The organism is Citrobacter sp. RHBSTW-00570 (assembly GCF_013739755.1).
Taxonomy (GTDB): Bacteria; Pseudomonadota; Gammaproteobacteria; order Enterobacterales; family Enterobacteriaceae; genus Citrobacter; species Citrobacter braakii.
Window position 1 is genome coordinate 1,546,347 of record NZ_CP056399.1, and the last position, 19,543, is coordinate 1,565,889.

Genomic DNA, 19,543 nt, shown 5'->3' on the forward strand with positions numbered 1-19,543 from the left:
AACGACTTATGAAACTAAAGACCACATTGTTCGGCAATGTTTATCAGTTTAAGGATGTTAAAGAGGTGCTGGCAAAAGCCAACGAACTGCGTTCGGGGGATGTGCTGGCAGGGGTAGCTGCAACCAGTTCGCAAGAGCGAGTGGCGGCCAAACAGGTGCTGTCGGAAATGACGGTAGCGGATATCCGCAACAACCCGGTGATTTCCTATGAAGAGGACTGCGTGACGCGTCTCATTCAGGACGACGTCAACGAAACGGCCTATAACCGCATCAAAAACTGGAGTATCAGCGAGCTGCGCGAGTACGTGCTGAGCGATGAAACCTCCGTTGATGACATTGCGTTTACGCGCAAAGGATTAACGTCGGAAGTGGTCGCAGCGGTTGCAAAAATCTGCTCTAACGCGGACCTGATCTACGGCGGTAAGAAAATGCCGGTGATCAAAAAGGCCAACACCACCATTGGTCTGCCGGGCACCTTCAGCTGTCGTTTACAGCCGAACGACACCCGTGATGACGTGCAGAGTATTGCGGCACAAATCTACGAAGGGCTGTCCTTCGGGGCGGGCGATGCGGTGATTGGCGTTAACCCGGTAACCGATGACGTGGAAAACTTAAGCCGCGTACTTGATACCGTGTACGGCGTCATCGACAAATTCAATATCCCGACCCAGGGCTGCGTCCTGGCGCACGTTACTACCCAGATCGAAGCCATTCGTCGCGGCGCGCCGGGTGGGCTGATTTTCCAGAGTATCTGCGGCAGCGAGAAAGGCTTAAAAGAGTTTGGCGTTGAGCTGGCCATGCTGGATGAAGCGCGTGCAGTGGGCGCTGAGTTTAACCGTATCGCCGGGGAAAACTGCCTGTACTTCGAAACCGGACAAGGGTCTGCGCTTTCTGCTGGCGCTAACTTCGGCGCCGATCAGGTGACGATGGAAGCACGTAACTACGGTCTGGCGCGTCACTACGATCCGTTCCTGGTGAACACCGTTGTCGGCTTTATCGGGCCGGAGTATCTCTACAACGACCGTCAGATTATTCGCGCGGGTCTGGAAGATCACTTTATGGGCAAGCTGAGCGGCATCTCAATGGGCTGCGACTGCTGCTATACCAACCATGCTGATGCTGACCAGAACCTCAACGAAAACCTGATGATTCTGCTCGCCACCGCTGGCTGCAACTACATCATGGGCATGCCGCTCGGTGACGACATCATGCTCAACTATCAGACCACCGCCTTCCACGACACCGCGACCGTGCGCCAGTTGCTGAACCTGCGTCCGTCGCCGGAGTTTGAACGCTGGCTGGAAACCATGGGCATTATGGCAAACGGTCGCCTGACCAAACGGGCGGGCGATCCGTCACTGTTCTTCTGATGACGCGGGGATGACACACGATGGATCAAAAACAGATTGAAGAAATTGTACGCAGCGTGATGGCGTCAATGGGTGAGTCGCAGCCGCAGGCTCAAGCGCCGGCAGTACAAGCGCAATGCAGCACCACCCAGTGCGCCGCGCCGACCGGTGAAAGCTGTGCGATGGATTTAGGCTCAGCCGAGGCTAAAGCGTGGATTGGCGTTGAGAATCCACACCGCGCAGAGGTGTTGACTGAACTGCGTCGCAGCACTGCGGCGCGTGTATGTACCGGTCGAGCCGGTCCACGTCCGCGTACCCAGGCGCTGCTGCGCTTCCTGGCCGACCACTCGCGTTCGAAAGATACGGTATTGAAAGAAGTGCCTGAAGAGTGGGTAAAAGCCCAGGGGCTGCTGGAAGTGCGCTCGGAAATCAGTGACAAAAACCTGTATCTGACGCGTCCGGATCTGGGGCGCCGTCTGAGTGCGGAAGCCATTGAAGCGCTGAAATCACAGTGTGTAATGAACCCGGATGTGCAGGTGATTATCTCTGATGGCCTGTCTACGGACGCTATCACCGCTAACTACGAAGAGATTCTGCCGCCGCTGTTGTCTGGCTTAAAACAGGCCGGATTGAAGGTCGGGACGCCGTTCTTTGTTCGCTATGGTCGCGTGAAAATCGAAGATCAGATCGGCGAACTGCTGGGCGCGAAAGCGGTGATCCTGCTGGTTGGGGAACGTCCGGGCCTGGGCCAGTCGGAAAGCCTTTCTTGCTACGCCGTCTATTCGCCGCGTGTGGCGACGACCGTTGAAGCTGACCGTACCTGTATCTCGAACATTCACCAGGGCGGTACGCCACCGGTTGAAGCGGCGGCGGTCATTGTGGATTTGGCCAAGCGCATGCTGGAGCAAAAAGCATCCGGCATCAATATGACCCGTTAAGGAGGCATCATGCCAGCATTAGATTTGATTAGACCTTCAGTCACCGCAATGCGCGTGATTGCCTCGGTAAATGACGGTTTTGCCCGTGAACTTAAATTACCGCCACATATACGTAGCCTCGGACTCATCACAGCAGATTCTGATGACGTGGCGTATATTGCCGCAGACGAAGCGACAAAACAGGCAATGGTGGAAGTGGTTTATGGCCGCTCGCTGTATGCCGGCGCGGCGCACAGTCCCTCTCCAACTTCGGGTGAAGTGCTGATTATGCTCGGTGGACCCAACCCGGCAGAAGTTCGCGCAGGTCTGGACGCGATGGTAGCCAATATTGAAAGCGGCGCGGCGTTTCAGTGGGCGAATGACGCAGAAGATACCGCCTTCCTGGCGCATGTGGTTTCGCGTACCGGCTCGTATCTCTCGGCGACCGCAGGATGCCGGCTTGGCGATCCGATGGCGTATCTGGTGGCGCCGCCGCTGGAAGCGACATTTGGTATTGATGCTGCGCTGAAATCGGCCGATGTACAACTGGTGACTTACGTTCCGCCGCCGTCAGAAACCAACTATTCGGCTGCGTTTATGACCGGTAGCCAGGCCGCTTGTAAAGCTGCATGTAACGCCTTTGCCGATGCCGTTCTGGATATTGCCCGTAACCCAATCCAGCGCGCGTAAGAGAGGTTGTGATGATCAATGCACTGGGATTACTGGAAGTGGATGGCATGGTCGCTGCCGTGGATGCGGCGGATGCCATGCTGAAAGCCGCGAACGTGCGCCTGCTTAGCCACGAAGTGCTCGATCCTGGCCGGTTGACGCTGGTGGTGGAAGGCGATCTGGCGGCGTGCCGCGCAGCGCTGGATGCCGGTAGCGCCGCTGCTGCGCGTACAGGCCGTGTTATCAGCCGTAAGGAAATCGGCCGACCGGACGATGATACCCAGTGGCTGATCGGCGGTTTTAAGCGCCAGCCGAAGAAACCAGAACAGAAGCCAGAAGTGAAAACAGATGTAAAAACGCAGAAGACGCAGGACGCCCCGTTGACGCCTGAATCCTCTGATCAACTTCTGACGCTGTTGGCATCGGTCCGTCAAGGAATGACGGCAGGGGAAGTGGCTGCCCACTTTGGCTGGTCACTTGATGAAGCCAGAAAGGCGCTGGAACAGCTCTTTTCTGACGGAGCGTTGCGTAAACGCAGTAGTCGCTATCGCTTAAAAAATTAACCTGTCGGAGGGCCGGGGGCTTCGTTGAAGCTTCCGGCTTAAAAGATCATGAAAAAGAACCGTACTGCAAACCTGCACCATCTTTATCATGAAGCATTACCCGAAGACGTTAAACTTACGCCGAAAGTGGAGGTGGACAACGTTCACCAGCGGCGAACAACGGATGTGTATGAGCATGCGCTGACGATTACCGCATGGCAGCAGATCTACGACCAGTTACATCCGGGAAAATTTCATGGCGAGTTCACGGAAATCCTGCTCGATGATATTCAGGTGTTCCGTGAATACACCGGACTGGCGTTGCGCCAGTCGTGTCTTGTCTGGCCGAATTCTTTCTGGTTTGGTATTCCGGCCACGCGCGGCGAACAGGGATTTATTGGCACCCAGTGTCTGGGGAGCGCTGAAATTGCCACCCGCCCTGGCGGGACAGAGTTTGAACTGAGTACGCCGGATGATTACACCATTCTGGGTGTCGTCATTTCGGAAGAGGCGATTGCCCGTCAGGCCAACTTCCTGCATAACCCGGAAAGAGTGCTGCATATGCTGCGCAACCAGTCGGCGCTGGAAGTTAAAGAACAACACAAAGCCGCGTTATGGGGCTTTGTGCAGCAGGCGCTGGCGACGTTTAGCGAAAATCCGGAAAACCTCCATCAACCTGCGGTACGCAAAGTGCTGGGCGATAACCTGCTGCTGGCGATGGGCACTATGTTGGAGGAGGCGAAGCCGATTATCACGGCTGAGAGCATCAGCCATCAGAGCTATCGTCGCCTGCTGTCGCGTGCGCGGGAATATGTGCTGGAAAATATGTCAGAACCGCTGACTGTGCTCGATCTGTGTAATCAACTGCACGTCAGCCGCCGGACGTTGCAAAACGCCTTTCACGCGATCCTTGGTATCGGTCCGAATGCCTGGTTAAAACGCATTCGCCTGAACGCCGTACGTCGCGAGCTGATAAGCCCGTGGTCGCAGAGTACGACGGTGAAAGACGCCGCCATGCAGTGGGGGTTCTGGCATTTAGGGCAGTTTGCCACTGACTACCAGCAGCTGTTTGCGGAAAAACCTTCATTGACGCTGCATCAGCGCATGCGCCAGTGGGCATGATGCGATGAATGTGCCGGATGTGACGCAAATGCGTTTTATCCGGCCTGGGGGCTGGTATTGTCTGGGGTTACACCCAGTCGCGAACCTGAATAAACGCGCTAAGGGCGGCTTCCGGGCTGTTCGCTTCCGGCTGCCAGTCATACTCCCAGCGCACCAGCGGCGGCATCGACATCAGAATCGATTCCGTACGGCCGCCGGTCTGCAGACCGAATAACGTGCCGCGATCCCACACCAGGTTAAATTCCACATAGCGTCCGCGACGGTAAAGCTGAAAATTGCGTTCACGTTCGTCCCAGCTCATTGCTTTGCGGCGCTCAACGATGGGCAGATACGCTTCGGTATAGCCTTGACCTACCGCCTGCATAAAGGCGAAGCTGTGGTCGAAATCCGGCGTATTCAAATCATCGAAAAACAGCCCGCCAATGCCGCGCTGTTCGTTGCGATGCTTGAGGAAGAAGTAGTCATCGCACCACTTCTTGTAACGGGGATAAACGTCTTCGCCGAACGGCTGGCACAGATCTCGCGCCGTGCGGTGCCAGTGAACCGCATCCTCATCAAAGCCGTAGTAGGGCGTTAAGTCAAAGCCGCCGCCAAACCACCAGACCGGGTCAGTGCCCGGTTTTTCCGCGATAAAAAATCGCACGTTGGCATGACTGGTCGGAATGTAGGGATTCTGCGGATGTACCACCAGCGAGACGCCCATGGCCTCAAAGCTGCGTCCCGCAAGCTCGGGGCGATGGGCGGTAGCCGAGGCCGGCATTGCCTCGCCGTGAACGTGGGAGAAGTTGACGCCCGCTTGCTCGAAAATACCGCCGTTACGCAGCACCCGGCTGCGCCCGCCACCGCCTGCTTCACGTTGCCAGTTATCCTCAACAAACTCGGCGCCGTCTACGGCGGATAACTGCTGGCAAATATCATCTTGCAGGCTGAGCAGGAACTGTTTTACGCGCTGTGCATCGGGCTTCATGGTTAACGTTTCTTCGAGTGTGCTTTCTGGTTATCAAACCAGTGGAAATAGCTGATGATGCCATTGGCGATAGCGGTGGCGATTTTCTGGCGAAATGCCGCCGTGCCTAGCAGACGTTCTTCTTCCGGGTTGGTAATGAACGAGGTTTCGACCAGTACCGACGGAATTGATGGTGATTTTAGCACCACGAAGGCGGCTTGTTCCGTGCTGCGACTGTGAAGACGATGTACCGGCTTGATCTTCTTGAGAATATGCGAGCCTAACGTCAGGCTGTTTTTAATGGTATCCGTTTGCACCAGATCGAACAGCACCTGCTGCAGCAAATGGTCTTTATCGGTGGTCTTCTTCCCGGCCACTTCATCGGCCCGGTTTTCACGATCGGACAGATACTTCGCCATGGCGCTACTGGCACCGCGATTGGACAACGCAAAGACCGACGCACCTGCAGCGCTCGGATTGGTAAAACCGTCGGCGTGGATCGACATGAACAGGTCAGCGCCATGCTTATGAGCGATCTCGACGCGATCGTAAAGCGGAATAAATGTATCGCCGGAGCGCGTCAGGCGCGCATCAATCCCCTGGTTGCGTAGAATCGAGCGCACGTTTTTGGCAATCGCCAGTACCACGTGCTTTTCCTTCGACCCATTGCGACCAATTGCGCCGGTATCAATCCCTCCGTGACCCGGATCAAGGACAACAACGCGCTTAGCGCCGGCTTTTTTCGCTTTCGGTTTGCTGTGTCCATTGCTGGTCTTAAGCGCTTCTTCTTTAGCGATGGCTTGCGACATGCCTGACAGCGTTAGGGCGGCCAGCCCGGCTTTCAACACCTGGCGGCGCGATGTGAGTGTTTTTAGTGGTTTAAAAGTGCTCATACGGCCTGAGTTGTAAAAAAAGGTTCTAAACGTTATATCGTATCGCGTTGTCCGTTGCGACGGATCGGGATAAGAATTGTTTTACTTTTCATTTCAATACGTGACAATTCCGTATTATGCCATTTTTTCCGCCGCTTCGCGTCAGATATTGGCTAAATCAGCCGTTCGCGCCATAATCGCTTTTTAACGTCCTGAAAAGGTACCCAATACCATGGAAATACGCGTTTTTCGCCAGGAAGATTTCGAAGAGGTGATCACCCTCTGGGAGCGCTGTGATTTGCTGCGTCCATGGAACGACCCTGAAATGGACATTGAGCGTAAAGTCAATCATGACGTCAGCTTGTTCCTGGTCGCTGAAGTGAATGGCGAGGTGGTCGGTACGGTGATGGGCGGATATGACGGGCATCGCGGCTCGGCCTATTACCTGGGCGTGCATCCTGAGTTTCGCGGTCGCGGCATTGCCAATGCGCTGCTCAACCGGCTGGAGAAAAAGCTCATTGCCCGCGGTTGTCCGAAGATTCAAATCATGGTGCGTGACGATAATGACGTCGTACAGGGTATGTATGAACGTCTGGGTTATGAACATGCGGATGTACTCAATCTGGGCAAGCGTTTGATCGAAGATGAAGAGTACTGAGTTTCATCCGGCCGACTATGACGCTCATGGGCGTCTGCGCCTGCCTTTTCTCTTCTGGTGCGTGCTGCTGCTGCAGGCGCGCACCTGGGTTCTGTTTGTGATTGCCGGTTCTTCCCGTGAGCAAGGCAACACGCTGCTGAATCTGTTTTATCCCGATCACGACGCTTTCTGGCTGGGTTTGCTTCCCGGCGTTCCTGCGGTATTGGCATTTTTACTCAGCGGGCGACGCTTTGCGTTTCCGGTGGTATGGCGCTGGCTGCGCGGGTTACTGATCCTCGCTCAACTGGTGCTGCTGTGCTGGCAGCCGGTGATGTGGCTGGCAGGCGATCCGGTCAACGGCGTCGGGCTGGCGCTGCTGGTGGCGGATGTCGTTGCGCTGATCTGGCTGTTAACTAATCAACGTCTGCGCGCCTGTTTTTCCCTCGAGAAAGAATAACGGCACTTTTTGGCGAAACCGGACTCCAAGCAACGTTGATAAATAAGGAAGGAAGTGAAATGAAATCACTGCGTTTGACTTTATGCGCGATGCCGCTGCTATTGACCGGGTGTTCAACGTTGTCATCGGTGAACTGGTCTGCCGCCAATCCGTGGAACTGGTTTGGTTCTTCAACGCAGGTCACTGAGCAGGGCGTCGGAGCGTTGACTGGCGCAACCCCGCTGGATGAAAAAACCATTGCTGATGCGCTGGACGGTGATTACCGCCTGCGTAGCGGGATGAAGACCGATAACGGTAATGTGGTGCGCTTTTATGAAGCGATGAAAGATGACAAGCTGGCGATGGTCATCAATGGCAATCAGGGAACGATTAGCCGTATTGATGTAGTCGACAGCGATATTCCCTCTTCTGCGGGTGTCGAAATCGGTACACCGTTTAGCGACCTTTACACTAAAGCCTTTGGTAATTGTCAGAAGGCGACTGGCGATGACAGCGCGGGCGTTGAATGCAAAGCTGAGGGAAGTCAACATATTAGCTACGTCTTTTCCGGTGAGTGGAGCGGGCCTGAGGGCTTAATGCCGTCTGACGATACGTTGAAAGCATGGAAAGTAAGCAAAATTATCTGGCGGCGTTAATTTGCGTCTGAACAAATCGGCTTGTTAAAAAAACAGGTAGAATAGCGCCCATCAATGCCACGATGTCGTGGCATCTTTTTTTTCAGGAGGAACAATGTCTCAGGTTCAGAGTGGCATTTTGCCAGAACATTGCCGTGCGGCGATTTGGATTGAAGCCAATGTTAAAGGCGACGTTGAGGCCCTGCGTGGGGCCAGCAAAACCTTCGCCGATAAGCTGGCGACCTTTGAAGCGAAGTTCCCGGATGCGCATCTGGGCGCGGTTGTTGCTTTTGGCAACAACACCTGGCGTACACTGAGCGGCGGCGTTGGCGCAGAAGAGTTAAAAGACTTTATCCCTTACGGTAAAGGTCTTGCGCCAGCCACCCAGTATGATGTGCTGATTCATATTCTCTCTTTGCGTCATGACGTGAATTTCTCCGTTGCACAGGCGGCAATGGAAGCCTTTGGCGACTGTATTGAAGTCAAAGAAGAGATCCACGGTTTCCGTTGGGTTGAAGAGCGCGATCTCAGCGGCTTTGTTGACGGAACGGAAAACCCGGCAGGCGTTGAAACGCGCCGTGAAGTCGCGGTTATTAAAGATGGCGTGGATGCTGGTGGCAGCTATGTGTTTGTGCAGCGTTGGGAACATAACCTGAAGCAGCTTAACCGCATGAGCATTCATGACCAGGAAATGATGATTGGGCGTACCAAGGAAGACAACGAAGAGATCGACGGTGATGACCGTCCGGTTACTTCTCACCTGAGCCGCGTCGATCTCAAAGAAGACGGTAAAGGACTGAAAATTGTGCGCCAGAGCCTGCCATACGGTACCGCCAGCGGTACGCACGGCCTCTATTTCTGTGCCTATTGCGCCCGTTTGCACAACATCGAGCAGCAACTGCTGAGCATGTTTGGCGACACTGACGGCAAGCGCGATGCGATGCTGCGTTTCACTAAACCGGTGACCGGCGGCTATTATTTCGCGCCATCGCTGGATCGTTTGCTGGCCCTGTAATTTTTTGATGCCAGATGGCGCTGATGCCGCCATCTGGCACAATATAGCTCTCCCCCGAATCACCCAACGTCCGCCATGCTGATGATGCACTCGCGTTGACGCTCATCCTGAAAAATCACCTCCCACGTTCATTATTATTTACCTGCCAGTTTCTCGGTTATGACAACGGTATTAAATGGAATTATTTAGAATCAATAAACTATTAATACCAATTTATTACTTTAAAAATTCTGAATATATCTGAATTAAATCACAATTTAAATGTGATGAAGATCGGATTTTTTAATGCAATTTATGAAAATAAAACAAATGATAAGTGTAATTAATTCCGATATAAATTGATTTAATGCCTTCATTTGTTGACAATTAAAATGACTGTCTTGTAATCTGAAAATGACCGAAAAATAACGGAATTTATATTTAACCATTTTGCAACAAAGGGTCATTGGAGGTTTTATGTCTACAAAATTATGGGGTGGGCGTTTTGATATGCCTACAAATAAACTGGTCGAATCTTATAATGCGACAATTATGCTGGAACAACGTCTCTGCCCTTTTGATATTCAGGGGAGTATTGCTCACGCCACTATGCTGGGCCGTCAGGGGATTATCACGCAGGATGAAGCGAATGCGATTATTGGCGGGTTAAGGCAGGTCAATAAAGAGATTGAGGAAGGGCAATTCGTTTTTGATACCGTTGATGAAGATATTCATATGGCGATAGAAAGACGTATGACAGAAATAATTGGTCCTGTAGGCGGGAAGCTACATACCGGCCGCAGTCGTAATGACCAGACGACTGTCGATTCGAAAATGCACATGAGATCGACTATTCGTGAAATTCAGCAGGATATCGTTCATCTACAAAAAGTTATTATCAGCAAAGCTGAAAATAACATTAATGCGATCATGCCTGGATATACTCATTTACAGACCGGTCAGCCTATACTTCTGTCGCACTGGATAATGGCATATTATTGGATGTTACGCCGTGACTGGACTCGTTTTGCAGACCTTTATCAACGCATGGGGGAATGCCCTTTAGGTTCAGCAGCCCTTGCCGGTACTACTTTCCCCATTGATCGTGATTTCACGGCTAAAGAGCTTGGCTTTGACAAACCGACTGAAAACAGTATTGATTCTGTCAGCGATCGTGACCATATGGTTGAATTCACTGCCGCCGCTGCTATGTGCTTTATGCATCTTACCCGTTTGTCAGAAGAACTGGTTTTATTCTCAAGTCAGGATTTTAAATTTATTGAGCTTTCAGATGATTTCTGTACCGGTTCCAGCATCATGCCACAGAAGAAAAACCCCGACGTGGCTGAAAAAATGCGCGGTAAAGGGGGGCGTATGTACGGAAATCTAATGGCGATGTTGACCATTATGAAAGGTATCCCTCTGGCCTATAATACTGATATGAGTGAGGATAAAGAGCAGGTCTATGACTCTATGGATACCTTACAGACCAGTCTGAAAATTATGGCGCCGATGCTCGAAAAAATGGTTATTCTTTCAGATAATACTCGTAGCGCAGCGGCAAGAGGATTTTCAAACGCAACCGATATGGCTGACTACCTGGTTCGTAAAGGCATTCCTTTTAGAGAAGCTCACCATATTGTTGGCAGTGCTGTTAATTACTGTATAAAACATAGAAAAATGTTGGAAGAGCTTACTCTGGATGAATTCCACACATTTGATGATAAAATCGAAAATGATATTTATGAGAGTATATCTCTCGAAGCATGTATTAAATCAAGAATGTCTTATGGTGGCACAGGGACTGATGCTGTTAAAAAACAGATCGAAATTGCTAAATCATATTTAAACTAATCCCGAGCATAGTAATTAATATCTCCCGGATGCAATATCCGGGAGACGCTTTGAGGTGAAAAATGGATGCTTTATTTTTTATACAATTATTTATTGTACTCGCCTGTATTGGTATAGGCGGGCGTTATGGCGGAATGGGGCTGGGTGCTGGTGGAGGACTTGGTGTTGCAATATTAGTTCTGGGTTTTGGACTAAAACCCTCCGCACCATCTATTACTGCAATGCTAATTATTATTTGTGTGATTGGCGCTGTCAGCGTATTACAGGCCGCTGGTGGGCTTGATTATCTTGTGCGCGTGGCTGAAAAATTACTCCGTAAAAAACCACAGGCAATTACTTTTGTTGCCCCCATATTAACTTCCATATTTACGTTATTCTGTGGGACTACTTACGTTGCTTTCTCTTTGTATCCGGTTGTCGCTGAAGTAGCTGCTGAAGCAAAGGTCCGTCCGGAGCGAGCGTTGTCCGCAACGGTTATTGCGGCCAGTGTCGCGGTTGCTGCCAGTCCGATGAGTGCGGCAACCGCGGGGATGCTGGCTATTCTGCATGAATATGCCGGGATTAGCCTTGGGCAAATACTGACGATTGCTCTCCCATCATTCTTTATGGCAGCTATTGTTACCAGCTTTTCTGTTTATAAACGCGGAAAAGAGCTGGAGGATGATCCGGAATTCCAGAGGAGAGTTGCTGCTGGCGAATATGAGTTCATGCATACTGAGCAGAAAAAAGAATTTGTTGCTTCAGCTGGCGCTAAAAAAGGTGTCGTTATCTTTGCGATTGGTGTGGTACTGGTACTTATTTTAGGTTCTTTTACTGAGTTACTCCCTTCCTGGGATGGAAAAAGACTGTCAACCCCAATGGTTATTCAGATGGTCATGTTGACAGCCGCGTTGTTTATTATGATTGTCAGTAAAGTACCAAGTAGTACCTTGAATAGCGGCTCAGTCTTCCGTGCAGGTTTGATGGGAGTGGTAGCAATACTCGGTGTTTCATGGATGACGGCGACGTTTTTTGATGCCTATCAGCCAGAACTGATTAAGGTTTTTGGTGGCATTGTCAATGATGCACCAATGCTATTTGGTGTGGTTGTATTCTTGTTCTCGCTGGTCATTATGAGCCCGGCGGCGACGGTAGCCGCCATCATGCCACTCGGTGTTACCTTAGGTATTCCAGCCCCGTTTCTTATCGCTATTTTTGCTTGTACCTGTGGTGACTTTATTATACCTGGAGCAAATCAAATCGGCTGTGTTGCATTTGATCGAACAGGTACCACAAAGATTGGACGCTTTGTTGTCAACCATAGCTATATTCGTCCGGGCTTTGTGATGGTTATCTCTCAGGTAATTTTTGCTTATCTCATTGCTCAGGTTGTTCTGTAAAGTACATTCTATGGAAAATTGCAGTGGTGCTATTCAGAAGTGAGTACCAGGCATCCTCTCTGAATTCATTCAGGGAGGATGCCATGAAGAAAAGGTTTACCACAATTAAATTGCTCTCTCACTACATCAGCATTTTGGAAAAAAGGAAGCAAAAAAGAGTTGATGCTACAACGGTGACAAGACCAGGTAGCATGTAGCTGTGATTAACCACATACTTGCCAATTCGAGTTGTCCCGGTACGATCAAACGCCACACAGCCAATCTGTGCCCCCCCTGGAATAATGAATGATCCACAAGTCAGCGGGAGCAGGGCGACCAGGGTTTCTGCCGGATATCCCATTAACACGCCAGCGGGGAGTAGCGCTACAGCAGTCGCTGCGGGGCTATAAATTACGGCTGAAAGACCAAAAACAATAATGCCGAACAAGACTGGATTCTGGAAACCGTGGAAAGCCGTGTTAAATAATTCGTGCCATGCCTCAAAAAAGGAGTTCATCATCCATGACAGACCAAATATGGCGACAACACCCACAAGACCAGCTTTAAAAACAGAACCTGAATCGAGTTTTGACGGAGAAATTCGACATACCATCATAATAATACATGCTGTTGTCAGCATAACTATTTGCAGCGTGGTAGGGATACTCATACGCTCCATTCCGGTACCGTTATTCCACTCAGGACGTAATTCAGGAATTGAACCCATAAGTACGACCAGAATGATACCGGTAAGGAAAATCAGCAATCCTCTCTTCGCCTCTTTTGTCACTATATTGGCTGTTCGCTCTTCAGCTTTTACTGATTCAAACTCACCTTCAGCAACCCTGCGTTGGAATTCCGGATCATTTTTAAGCTCATGACCTCTTTTAAAGACGAACAGGCAGCCGACAACGCAGCCAAGGAACGTTCCGGGAACGGTGACTAACAAGATATCTAAAGCAGAGACATGTAATCCAGCAAGGACAGCAATTGTCCCTGTAACGACCGCACTGACCGGGCTGGCAATAAGCCCAAAATTGGCAGCGATTACTGACATCGACATGGCCCTCTCTGGCCGTACCCTGGCATCTGCTGCAATTTCAGCAATGACTGGATAAACCGAAAAGGCAACATATCCTGTTCCGCAGATAGCAGTAAAAAGGTAAGCGACTGCGGGGCCGAGGAAAGTGATCGCGCCCGGCCACTTTCTGAGGATCCGTTCTGCCATCGTAACGAATAAATCAAGCCCGCCAGCCGCCTGGAGGATTGTGATGCAAGTGATAACCGCAAGGATAATAGAAATAACAGTGAAAGGAGGTGAGTCGGGAGGGAGTCCAAAACCAAAAGTCAGGATAGCGAGTCCTAACCCGCCAGCAGCCCCCAGGCCAATCCCACCAAAACGCCCACCTATACCGATACATATAAGTACTATCGCAAACTGAGTTACGAATAACACCATAATTAATTCCTTTTTATTAACAAATGGCTTGGTATAATTTGAATAATAGGGGCTATAATCTTACCATAACAGTATATTAAGCAATCTAACTTATTAGATTATTTATACTCATCAGTTTTGCAGCACTTTAATCCGAGAGTGTTTATGGATAACAAAAACGAACTGTTTGAAAGTATTAAAAATTATCTGCTTGATGATGCTAACCGCAATGCTGATGGTCGCATTGAAACTGAAACTGAGCTTGCCGTTCGTTTTAATACATCAAGATATAAAGTTCGTCAGGCGCTCAGCACACTGGTACAGATGGGAATGTTGGAACGATCTCCTCGTCGTGGCAGCGTCTTGAAGAATTTGGAACAGCACAACATAAATCACCAGTTGTTAATGCAGTTTGATTTGTCTGGGTTTGATATCACAGAATTTACAGAGGCAAGGATCCTGATTGAGTGCGCGATTATTCCTCTGGCAACGCGTAGAATTTTTCCGGCGATGCTCTCCAAACTTGAAAATGAGCTAAGGCTTATTGAAGAGAATGCGGATAACCCCCAGGTGGCCGATCGTCACGATAGAGATTTTCATTTGCTCTTGCTACAGGCGAGTGGCAACCGGGTGCTGCAGGTTTTCTCTGATGTCCTCATTACTTATTTTGAGAAAACAAGGGAGTCGTTACCTGCGAACGATCGTCAGTATTTTCTTGATACGGCGGCAAAACAGAGGGAAATACTGCTTCATATTAAAAAAGGGGATGCGCAGATGGCATCGGAGTTGATGAGAGCACATTTGCTGGAAAAACGGCTGTAAGTCTTCTGTTAACCTGGTCAGAGCATGTTTACTGTTGGGTCCCCGCAATGCCGGGGACTTTTTTTACATGAGATTAACCTGATTTAGTGAGCTATTCCTCAGCACTTATTTGTTATTGCTGTATCTTCTGCGTGAATGAAGCGAATGCTTCATATTCAAAAGGAGAATATTGAAATGGGAAAACTCACGGGCAAAACAGCATTGATTACGGGCGCATCTCAGGGTATTGGCGAAGGGATCGCCAGAACATTTGCCCGCCATGGCGCGAACTTAATCCTGCTGGATATCTCCGATGAGATTGAAAAACTGGCGGATGAGTTGGCTGGGCGCGGGCACCGTTGCACCGCCGTACACGCTGACGTCAGAGATTTTGCGTCGGTCACGGAAGCGGTAAAACGCGCGAAGAAGATTGAAGGCAAAATCGATATTCTGGTCAACAATGCGGGCGTATGTCGCCTCGGCAACTTCCTTGATATGAGCGATGAAGATCGCGATTTCCACATTGATATCAACATTAAAGGCGTCTGGAACGTGACGAAAGCCGTTCTGCCGGAGATGATTGCGCGCAAAGACGGGCGCATCGTGATGATGTCCTCTGTGACCGGCGATATGGTTGCCGATCCGGGCGAAACGGCCTACGCGCTGTCGAAAGCCGCAATCATCGGTTTGACCAAATCTCTGGCGGTGGAATACGCGCAGTCCGGCATTCGCGTTAATGCCATTTGCCCGGGCTACGTTCGTACGCCGATGGCGGAAAATATCGCTCGTCAGTCTAATCCGGAGGATCCTGAATCCGTATTAGTCGAAATGGCAAAAGCGATCCCGATGCGCCGCTTGGCCTGCCCACTTGAGGTTGGTGAACTGGCGGCATTCCTGGCGTCGGATGAGTCCAGTTACTTGACTGGCACGCAAAACGTGATTGATGGTGGCAGCACCCTGCCTGAAAGCGTTAGCGTCGGCGTCTGATTGATGCCGGTCTCCTCCCCGTGCGCTGGGGAGGAGGTACCCTTATTCTCTTTTCAACTTTCAAATCATCAAACGGTATATAAAACCGTTACTCCTTTAGCACTGGTTATAAATATGATGACCATAAGAAAGTCATTAAATTTATAAGGGTGCGCAATGGCCGTTAACTTACTGAAAAAAAGAACCCTGACGCTGGCAGCAATGCTGTTGCTGGTGGGTCAGGCGCAGGCAACGGAGCTGCTGAACAGTTCATACGATGTCTCTCGCGAGCTGTTTGCCGCCCTTAACCCGCCGTTTGAACAGCAATGGGCGAAGGATAACGGCGGTGACAAACTGACGATTAAACAATCTCATGCCGGGTCATCAAAACAGGCGCTGGCGATTCTGCAGGGGCTGAAAGCCGATGTGGTGACCTATAACCAGGTGACCGATGTACAGATCCTGCATGACAAAGGCAAGCTGATCCCGACCGACTGGCAAAGCCGTCTACCGAATAACAGTTCGCCATTCTATTCCACCATGGCATTTTTGGTGCGTAAGGGTAACCCGAAGAATATCCACGAATGGAACGACCTGGTTCGCCCGGACGTGAAACTGATTTTCCCGAATCCGAAAACCTCCGGTAACGCGCGTTATACCTATCTGGCTGCGTGGGGCGCGGCAGATAAAGCGGATGGTGGGGATAAAGCCAAAACTGAACAGTTCATGACCCAGTTTCTGAAAAACGTGGAAGTGTTTGATACCGGCGGTCGCGGGGCAACCACCACATTCGTGGAACGCGGCCTGGGCGATGTGCTGATCACCTTTGAATCAGAAGTGAACAACATCCGTAAACAGTATGAAGACCAGGGCTTCGAAGTGGTAGTGCCGAAGGTCAACATTCTGGCGGAGTTCCCGGTGGCCTGGGTAGATAAAAATGTGCAGGCTAACGGTACTGAAAAAGCGGCAAAAGCTTACCTGAACTGGCTGTATAGCCCGCAGGCGCAAACCATCATTACCGATTTCTACTACCGCGTGAATAACCCGCAGGTGATGGACAAACTGCAGGATAAATTCCCGCAGACCGAACTTTTCCGCGTGGAAGACAGGTTTGGCTCGTGGCCTGAGGTAATGAAAACGCACTTTGTCAGCGGCGGTGAGTTGGACAAACTGTTGGCGGCGGGGCGTAAGTAAATGTTTGCTGTTTCTTCCCGACGCGTGCTGCCCGGCTTTACCTTAAGTTTGGGCACCAGCTTACTGTTTGTCTGCCTGATTTTGCTGCTGCCGCTTAGCGCGCTGGTGATGCAATTGGCGCAAATGAGCTGGGCGCAATACTGGGATGTGATTACCAACCCGCAGGTGGTGGCGGCTTATAAAGTGACGCTGCTGTCGGCGTTTGTGGCGTCGATTTTTAACGGCGTGTTTGGTTTGCTGATGGCGTGGATCTTAACCCGCTATCGCTTTCCGGGCCGTACGCTGCTGGATGCGCTGATGGATCTGCCGTTTGCGCTGCCTACGGCGGTAGCAGGTCTGACGCTGGCATCGCTTTTTTCGGTCAATGGTTTCTACGGCGAGTGGCTGGCGAAGCTGGATATTAAAGTGACTTACACCTGGCTTGGCATTGCGGTGGCGATGGCTTTTACCAGCATTCCATTCGTGGTGCGTACCGTGCAGCCGGTGCTGGAAGAGTTAGGTCCGGAGTATGAAGAAGCGGCGGAAACGCTCGGCGCTACGCGCTGGCAGAGCTTTCGTAAAGTGGTACTGCCGGAGCTGTCTCCCGCGCTAGTCGCGGGCGTTGCGCTCTCGTTTACCCGCAGCCTCGGTGAGTTTGGCGCGGTTATCTTTATCGCCGGAAACATCGCATGGAAAACGGAAGTGACCTCGCTGATGATTTTTGTTCGTTTGCAGGAGTTTGACTACCCGGCCGCCAGCGCGATTGCATCTGTGATCCTCGGGGCTTCGTTGCTGCTGCTGTTTTCAATTAACACCCTGCAAAGTCGCTTTGGTCGACGCGTGGTAGGTCACTGATGGCAGACATTACCCAATTGAAACGTTATGGCGCACCCCGCATCAACTGGGGGAAATGGTTTCTGATCGGCACGGGCATGCTGGTATCCGCCTTTATTTTGCTGGTGCCGATGGTTTACATCTTCGTGCAGGCGTTCAGCAAGGGGTTGATGCCGGTATTACACAACCTGGCTGATCCGGACATGCTGCACGCCATCTGGCTGACGGTGCTGATTGCGCTGATTGCGGTGCCGGTGAACCTGGTGTTTGGCGTGTTACTGGCCTGGCTGGTGACCCGCTTTAACTTCCCTGGACGCCAGTTGTTGCTCACATTACTGGATATTCCATTTGCCGTTTCACCAGTGGTCGCTGGCCTGGTCTATCTGCTGTTTTACGGCTCTAACGGCCCGCTTGGCGGATGGCTGGATGAACATAACCTGCAAATTATGTTTGCCTGGCCGGGAATGGTGCTGGTGACGGTGTTCGTGACCTGTCCGTTTGTGGTGCGCGAACTGGTGCCGGTGATGTTAAGCCAGGGCAGCCATGAAGATGAGGCGGCGGTTCTGCTTGGCGCATCCGGCTGGCAAATGTTCCGTCGCGTTACGCTGCCGAATATCCGTTGGGCATTGCTGTACGGTGTGGTGCTGACCAACGCCCGTGCGATTGGCGAGTTCGGCGCGGTATCGGTGGTTTCTGGCTCGATTCGCGGTGAAACCTTGTCTTTGCCGCTACAGATTGAATTACTGGAGCAGGACTACAACACAGTCGGCTCCTTTACCGCCGCGGCGCTATTAACGCTGATGGCGATTATTACCTTGTTTTTGAAGAGCATGTTGCAATGGCGCCTGGAAAACCAGGAGAAACGCGCGCAGCAGGAGGAAAATCATGAGCATTGAGATTGCCAATATTAAGAAGTCTTTTGGTCGCACCCAGGTGCTGAACGATATCTCGCTGGATATTCCTTCAGGTCAGATGGTCGCCCTGTTGGGGCCTTCTGGATCGGGCAAAACCACGCTGCTGCGCATCATCGCCGGGCTGGAGCATCAGTCCAGCGGGCATATCCGTTTCCACGGCACTGACGTCAGCCGTTTGCACGCCCGCGACCGTAAGGTGGGGTTCGTGTTTCAGCACTATGCGCTGTTTCGTCATATGACCGTTTTCGACAATATCGCTTTTGGTCTGACTGTTCTGCCACGGCGTGAGCGCCCGAATGCGGCGACGATCAAAGCAAAAGTGACCAAACTGCTGGAGATGGTTCAACTGGCTCATCTGGCGGACCGTTTCCCGGCACAGCTCTCCGGTGGGCAAAAGCAGCGCGTGGCGTTGGCGCGTGCGCTGGCGGTAGAGCCGCAGATCTTGTTGCTCGACGAGCCGTTTGGCGCGCTCGATGCTCAGGTGCGTAAAGAACTGCGTCGCTGGCTACGTCAGTTGCATGAAGAGCTGAAGTTCACCAGCGTGTTTGTTACCCACGATCAGGAAGAAGCGACGGAAGTCGCAGACCGCGTGGTGGTAATGAGCCAGGGTCATATCGAGCAGGCCGATGCGCCCGATCAGGTATGGCGCGAACCGGCTACCCGTTTTGTCCTGGAATTTATGGGTGAAGTTAACCGCCTGCAAGGGACGATTCGCGGTGGACAATTCCACGTGGGCGCACATCGCTGGCCGCTGGGCTATACGCCTGGCTATCAGGGCCCGGTGGATCTGTTCCTGCGTCCGTGGGAAGTGGACGTCAGCCGTCGTACCAGTCTGGATTCGCCGTTGCCGGTACAGGTGCTGGAAGCCAGCCCGAAAGGACACTACACCCAATTAGTTGTGCAACCCTTGGGGTGGTATAACGAACCGCTGACGGTGATTATGCAGGGCGATGATTCCCCGAACCGCGGCGAACGTCTGTTTGTTGGGCTGCAAAATGCGCGTTTGTATAATGGCGACCAGCGTATTGAAACGCGTGAAGAGGAACTTGCCCTGGCGCAAAGTGCCTGATAGGTTAATTCGTATAG

The 19,543-nt window shown here is 51.5% G+C and carries 20 protein-coding genes; 17 read left to right on the forward strand and 3 right to left on the reverse strand.

The genetic code is table 11. The annotated features are described in order from the left end of the window. Window positions 1-8 precede the first annotated feature (8 nt). From eutB to eutR, 5 genes are read left to right on the forward strand one after another with little or no spacing between them, the layout of a single operon-like run. A complete protein-coding gene (gene eutB / locus HV237_RS07250; RefSeq protein WP_003038029.1) occupies window positions 9-1,370 on the forward strand; it encodes an ethanolamine ammonia-lyase subunit alpha in 1,362 nt (453 codons plus the stop codon). Between the two features lie 20 nt (window positions 1,371-1,390). Beyond that, window positions 1,391-2,287: an ethanolamine ammonia-lyase subunit EutC gene (gene eutC, locus HV237_RS07255; protein WP_016153947.1), complete on the forward strand. Its 897-nt coding sequence runs from the start codon at window positions 1,391-1,393 to the stop codon at window positions 2,285-2,287. A 9-nt stretch (window positions 2,288-2,296) separates the two neighbouring features. Then, window positions 2,297-2,956, forward strand: a complete 660-nt coding sequence (gene eutL / locus HV237_RS07260) for an ethanolamine utilization microcompartment protein EutL (protein ID WP_016153946.1) — start codon at window positions 2,297-2,299, stop codon at window positions 2,954-2,956. 11 nt (window positions 2,957-2,967) lie between these two features. Beyond that, window positions 2,968-3,498, forward strand: a complete 531-nt coding sequence (gene eutK, locus HV237_RS07265; protein WP_016157100.1) for an ethanolamine utilization microcompartment protein EutK — start codon at window positions 2,968-2,970, stop codon at window positions 3,496-3,498. 48 nt (window positions 3,499-3,546) lie between these two features. After that, window positions 3,547-4,599 (forward strand): HTH-type transcriptional regulator EutR, encoded by a 1,053-nt coding sequence (eutR, locus tag HV237_RS07270; RefSeq protein ID WP_181541759.1) that lies wholly within the window; start codon window positions 3,547-3,549, stop codon window positions 4,597-4,599. 67 nt (window positions 4,600-4,666) lie between these two features. On the opposite strand, the gene hemF is transcribed toward eutR, so the two are convergent. Both hemF and amiA read right to left on the reverse strand, forming a co-directional pair. Further along, window positions 4,667-5,566, reverse strand: coding sequence for an oxygen-dependent coproporphyrinogen oxidase (gene hemF / locus HV237_RS07275; RefSeq protein ID WP_047358219.1), 900 nt, complete (start codon window positions 5,564-5,566; stop codon window positions 4,667-4,669). Window positions 5,567-5,568: 2 nt separating this feature from the next. Then, the gene (gene amiA, locus HV237_RS07280) at window positions 5,569-6,438 is read right to left on the reverse strand and encodes an N-acetylmuramoyl-L-alanine amidase AmiA (protein ID WP_016153942.1); all 870 of its coding nucleotides are present in this window, start codon (window positions 6,436-6,438) and stop codon (window positions 5,569-5,571) included. A 211-nt stretch (window positions 6,439-6,649) separates the two neighbouring features. Between amiA and HV237_RS07285 the strand changes: the two genes are divergently transcribed. The 6 genes from HV237_RS07285 to HV237_RS07310 all read left to right on the forward strand — a co-directional run bounded on the left by HV237_RS07285 (window position 6,650) and on the right by HV237_RS07310 (window position 12,352). Continuing rightward, window positions 6,650-7,075, forward strand: a complete 426-nt coding sequence (locus tag HV237_RS07285; protein ID WP_003038048.1) for a GNAT family acetyltransferase — start codon at window positions 6,650-6,652, stop codon at window positions 7,073-7,075. Further along, complete coding sequence (locus tag HV237_RS07290) at window positions 7,062-7,511, forward strand: DUF2919 domain-containing protein (protein WP_016157098.1); 450 nt, start codon at window positions 7,062-7,064, stop codon at window positions 7,509-7,511. Before HV237_RS07285 ends, HV237_RS07290 begins: the two co-directional genes overlap by 14 nt. 59 nt (window positions 7,512-7,570) lie before the next feature. Continuing rightward, complete coding sequence (locus HV237_RS07295) at window positions 7,571-8,146, forward strand: RpoE-regulated lipoprotein (protein WP_016153940.1); 576 nt, start codon at window positions 7,571-7,573, stop codon at window positions 8,144-8,146. 94 nt (window positions 8,147-8,240) lie between these two features. Next, window positions 8,241-9,140, forward strand: a complete 900-nt coding sequence (yfeX, locus tag HV237_RS07300) for a porphyrinogen peroxidase (protein WP_047358218.1) — start codon at window positions 8,241-8,243, stop codon at window positions 9,138-9,140. Between the two features lie 456 nt (window positions 9,141-9,596). Beyond that, the gene (argH, locus tag HV237_RS07305) at window positions 9,597-10,973 is read left to right on the forward strand and encodes an argininosuccinate lyase (RefSeq protein ID WP_019077352.1); all 1,377 of its coding nucleotides are present in this window, start codon (window positions 9,597-9,599) and stop codon (window positions 10,971-10,973) included. Window positions 10,974-11,035: 62 nt separating this feature from the next. Next, window positions 11,036-12,352, forward strand: coding sequence for an anaerobic C4-dicarboxylate transporter family protein (locus tag HV237_RS07310; protein ID WP_016153937.1), 1,317 nt, complete (start codon window positions 11,036-11,038; stop codon window positions 12,350-12,352). Between the two features lie 121 nt (window positions 12,353-12,473). On the opposite strand, the gene HV237_RS07315 is transcribed toward HV237_RS07310, so the two are convergent. After that, entirely contained in the window at window positions 12,474-13,790 is a 1,317-nt protein-coding gene (locus HV237_RS07315; protein WP_016153936.1) for an anaerobic C4-dicarboxylate transporter family protein, read from the reverse strand. 144 nt (window positions 13,791-13,934) lie between these two features. On the opposite strand from HV237_RS07315, the gene HV237_RS07320 reads away from it, so the two are divergent. From HV237_RS07320 to cysA, 6 genes are all read left to right on the forward strand, one after another. Then, window positions 13,935-14,591: an FCD domain-containing protein gene (locus tag HV237_RS07320; protein ID WP_016153935.1), complete on the forward strand. Its 657-nt coding sequence runs from the start codon at window positions 13,935-13,937 to the stop codon at window positions 14,589-14,591. A gap of 174 nt (window positions 14,592-14,765) precedes the next feature. Then, complete coding sequence (gene ucpA, locus HV237_RS07325; RefSeq protein WP_016153934.1) at window positions 14,766-15,557, forward strand: SDR family oxidoreductase UcpA; 792 nt, start codon at window positions 14,766-14,768, stop codon at window positions 15,555-15,557. 156 nt (window positions 15,558-15,713) lie between these two features. Beyond that, the gene (locus HV237_RS07330) at window positions 15,714-16,730 is read left to right on the forward strand and encodes a sulfate ABC transporter substrate-binding protein (RefSeq protein ID WP_047358217.1); all 1,017 of its coding nucleotides are present in this window, start codon (window positions 15,714-15,716) and stop codon (window positions 16,728-16,730) included. Beyond that, window positions 16,731-17,564, forward strand: coding sequence for a sulfate/thiosulfate ABC transporter permease CysT (gene cysT, locus HV237_RS07335; protein WP_003038061.1), 834 nt, complete (start codon window positions 16,731-16,733; stop codon window positions 17,562-17,564). Next, window positions 17,564-18,439 (forward strand): sulfate/thiosulfate ABC transporter permease CysW, encoded by an 876-nt coding sequence (gene cysW, locus HV237_RS07340; RefSeq protein ID WP_016153932.1) that lies wholly within the window; start codon window positions 17,564-17,566, stop codon window positions 18,437-18,439. The genes cysT and cysW overlap by 1 nt, the downstream gene beginning before the upstream one ends. Continuing rightward, window positions 18,429-19,526: a sulfate/thiosulfate ABC transporter ATP-binding protein CysA gene (cysA, locus tag HV237_RS07345; protein WP_016153931.1), complete on the forward strand. Its 1,098-nt coding sequence runs from the start codon at window positions 18,429-18,431 to the stop codon at window positions 19,524-19,526. The genes cysW and cysA overlap by 11 nt, the downstream gene beginning before the upstream one ends. Window positions 19,527-19,543: the final 17 nt, after the last annotated feature.

Bases quoted from the DNA above. Each gene is read 5' to 3' on its own strand.
- argH (WP_019077352.1), top strand. From the start codon at position 9,597: ATGTCTACAAAATTATGGGGTGGGCGTTTTGATATGCCTACAAATAAA.
- eutC (WP_016153947.1), top strand. From the start codon at position 1,391: ATGGATCAAAAACAGATTGAAGAAATTGTACGCAGCGTGATGGCGTCA.
- HV237_RS07295 (WP_016153940.1), top strand. From the start codon at position 7,571: ATGAAATCACTGCGTTTGACTTTATGCGCGATGCCGCTGCTATTGACC.
- yfeX (WP_047358218.1), top strand. From the start codon at position 8,241: ATGTCTCAGGTTCAGAGTGGCATTTTGCCAGAACATTGCCGTGCGGCG.
- hemF (WP_047358219.1), bottom strand. From the start codon at position 5,566: ATGAAGCCCGATGCACAGCGCGTAAAACAGTTCCTGCTCAGCCTGCAA.
- ucpA (WP_016153934.1), top strand. From the start codon at position 14,766: ATGGGAAAACTCACGGGCAAAACAGCATTGATTACGGGCGCATCTCAG.
- cysT (WP_003038061.1), top strand. From the start codon at position 16,731: ATGTTTGCTGTTTCTTCCCGACGCGTGCTGCCCGGCTTTACCTTAAGT.
- eutK (WP_016157100.1), top strand. From the start codon at position 2,968: ATGATCAATGCACTGGGATTACTGGAAGTGGATGGCATGGTCGCTGCC.
- HV237_RS07330 (WP_047358217.1), top strand. From the start codon at position 15,714: ATGGCCGTTAACTTACTGAAAAAAAGAACCCTGACGCTGGCAGCAATG.
- cysW (WP_016153932.1), top strand. From the start codon at position 17,564: ATGGCAGACATTACCCAATTGAAACGTTATGGCGCACCCCGCATCAAC.
- HV237_RS07320 (WP_016153935.1), top strand. From the start codon at position 13,935: ATGGATAACAAAAACGAACTGTTTGAAAGTATTAAAAATTATCTGCTT.
- HV237_RS07315 (WP_016153936.1), bottom strand. From the start codon at position 13,790: ATGGTGTTATTCGTAACTCAGTTTGCGATAGTACTTATATGTATCGGT.
- HV237_RS07285 (WP_003038048.1), top strand. From the start codon at position 6,650: ATGGAAATACGCGTTTTTCGCCAGGAAGATTTCGAAGAGGTGATCACC.
- cysA (WP_016153931.1), top strand. From the start codon at position 18,429: ATGAGCATTGAGATTGCCAATATTAAGAAGTCTTTTGGTCGCACCCAG.
- HV237_RS07310 (WP_016153937.1), top strand. From the start codon at position 11,036: ATGGATGCTTTATTTTTTATACAATTATTTATTGTACTCGCCTGTATT.
- eutB (WP_003038029.1), top strand. From the start codon at position 9: ATGAAACTAAAGACCACATTGTTCGGCAATGTTTATCAGTTTAAGGAT.
- amiA (WP_016153942.1), bottom strand. From the start codon at position 6,438: ATGAGCACTTTTAAACCACTAAAAACACTCACATCGCGCCGCCAGGTG.
- HV237_RS07290 (WP_016157098.1), top strand. From the start codon at position 7,062: ATGAAGAGTACTGAGTTTCATCCGGCCGACTATGACGCTCATGGGCGT.
- eutL (WP_016153946.1), top strand. From the start codon at position 2,297: ATGCCAGCATTAGATTTGATTAGACCTTCAGTCACCGCAATGCGCGTG.
- eutR (WP_181541759.1), top strand. From the start codon at position 3,547: ATGAAAAAGAACCGTACTGCAAACCTGCACCATCTTTATCATGAAGCA.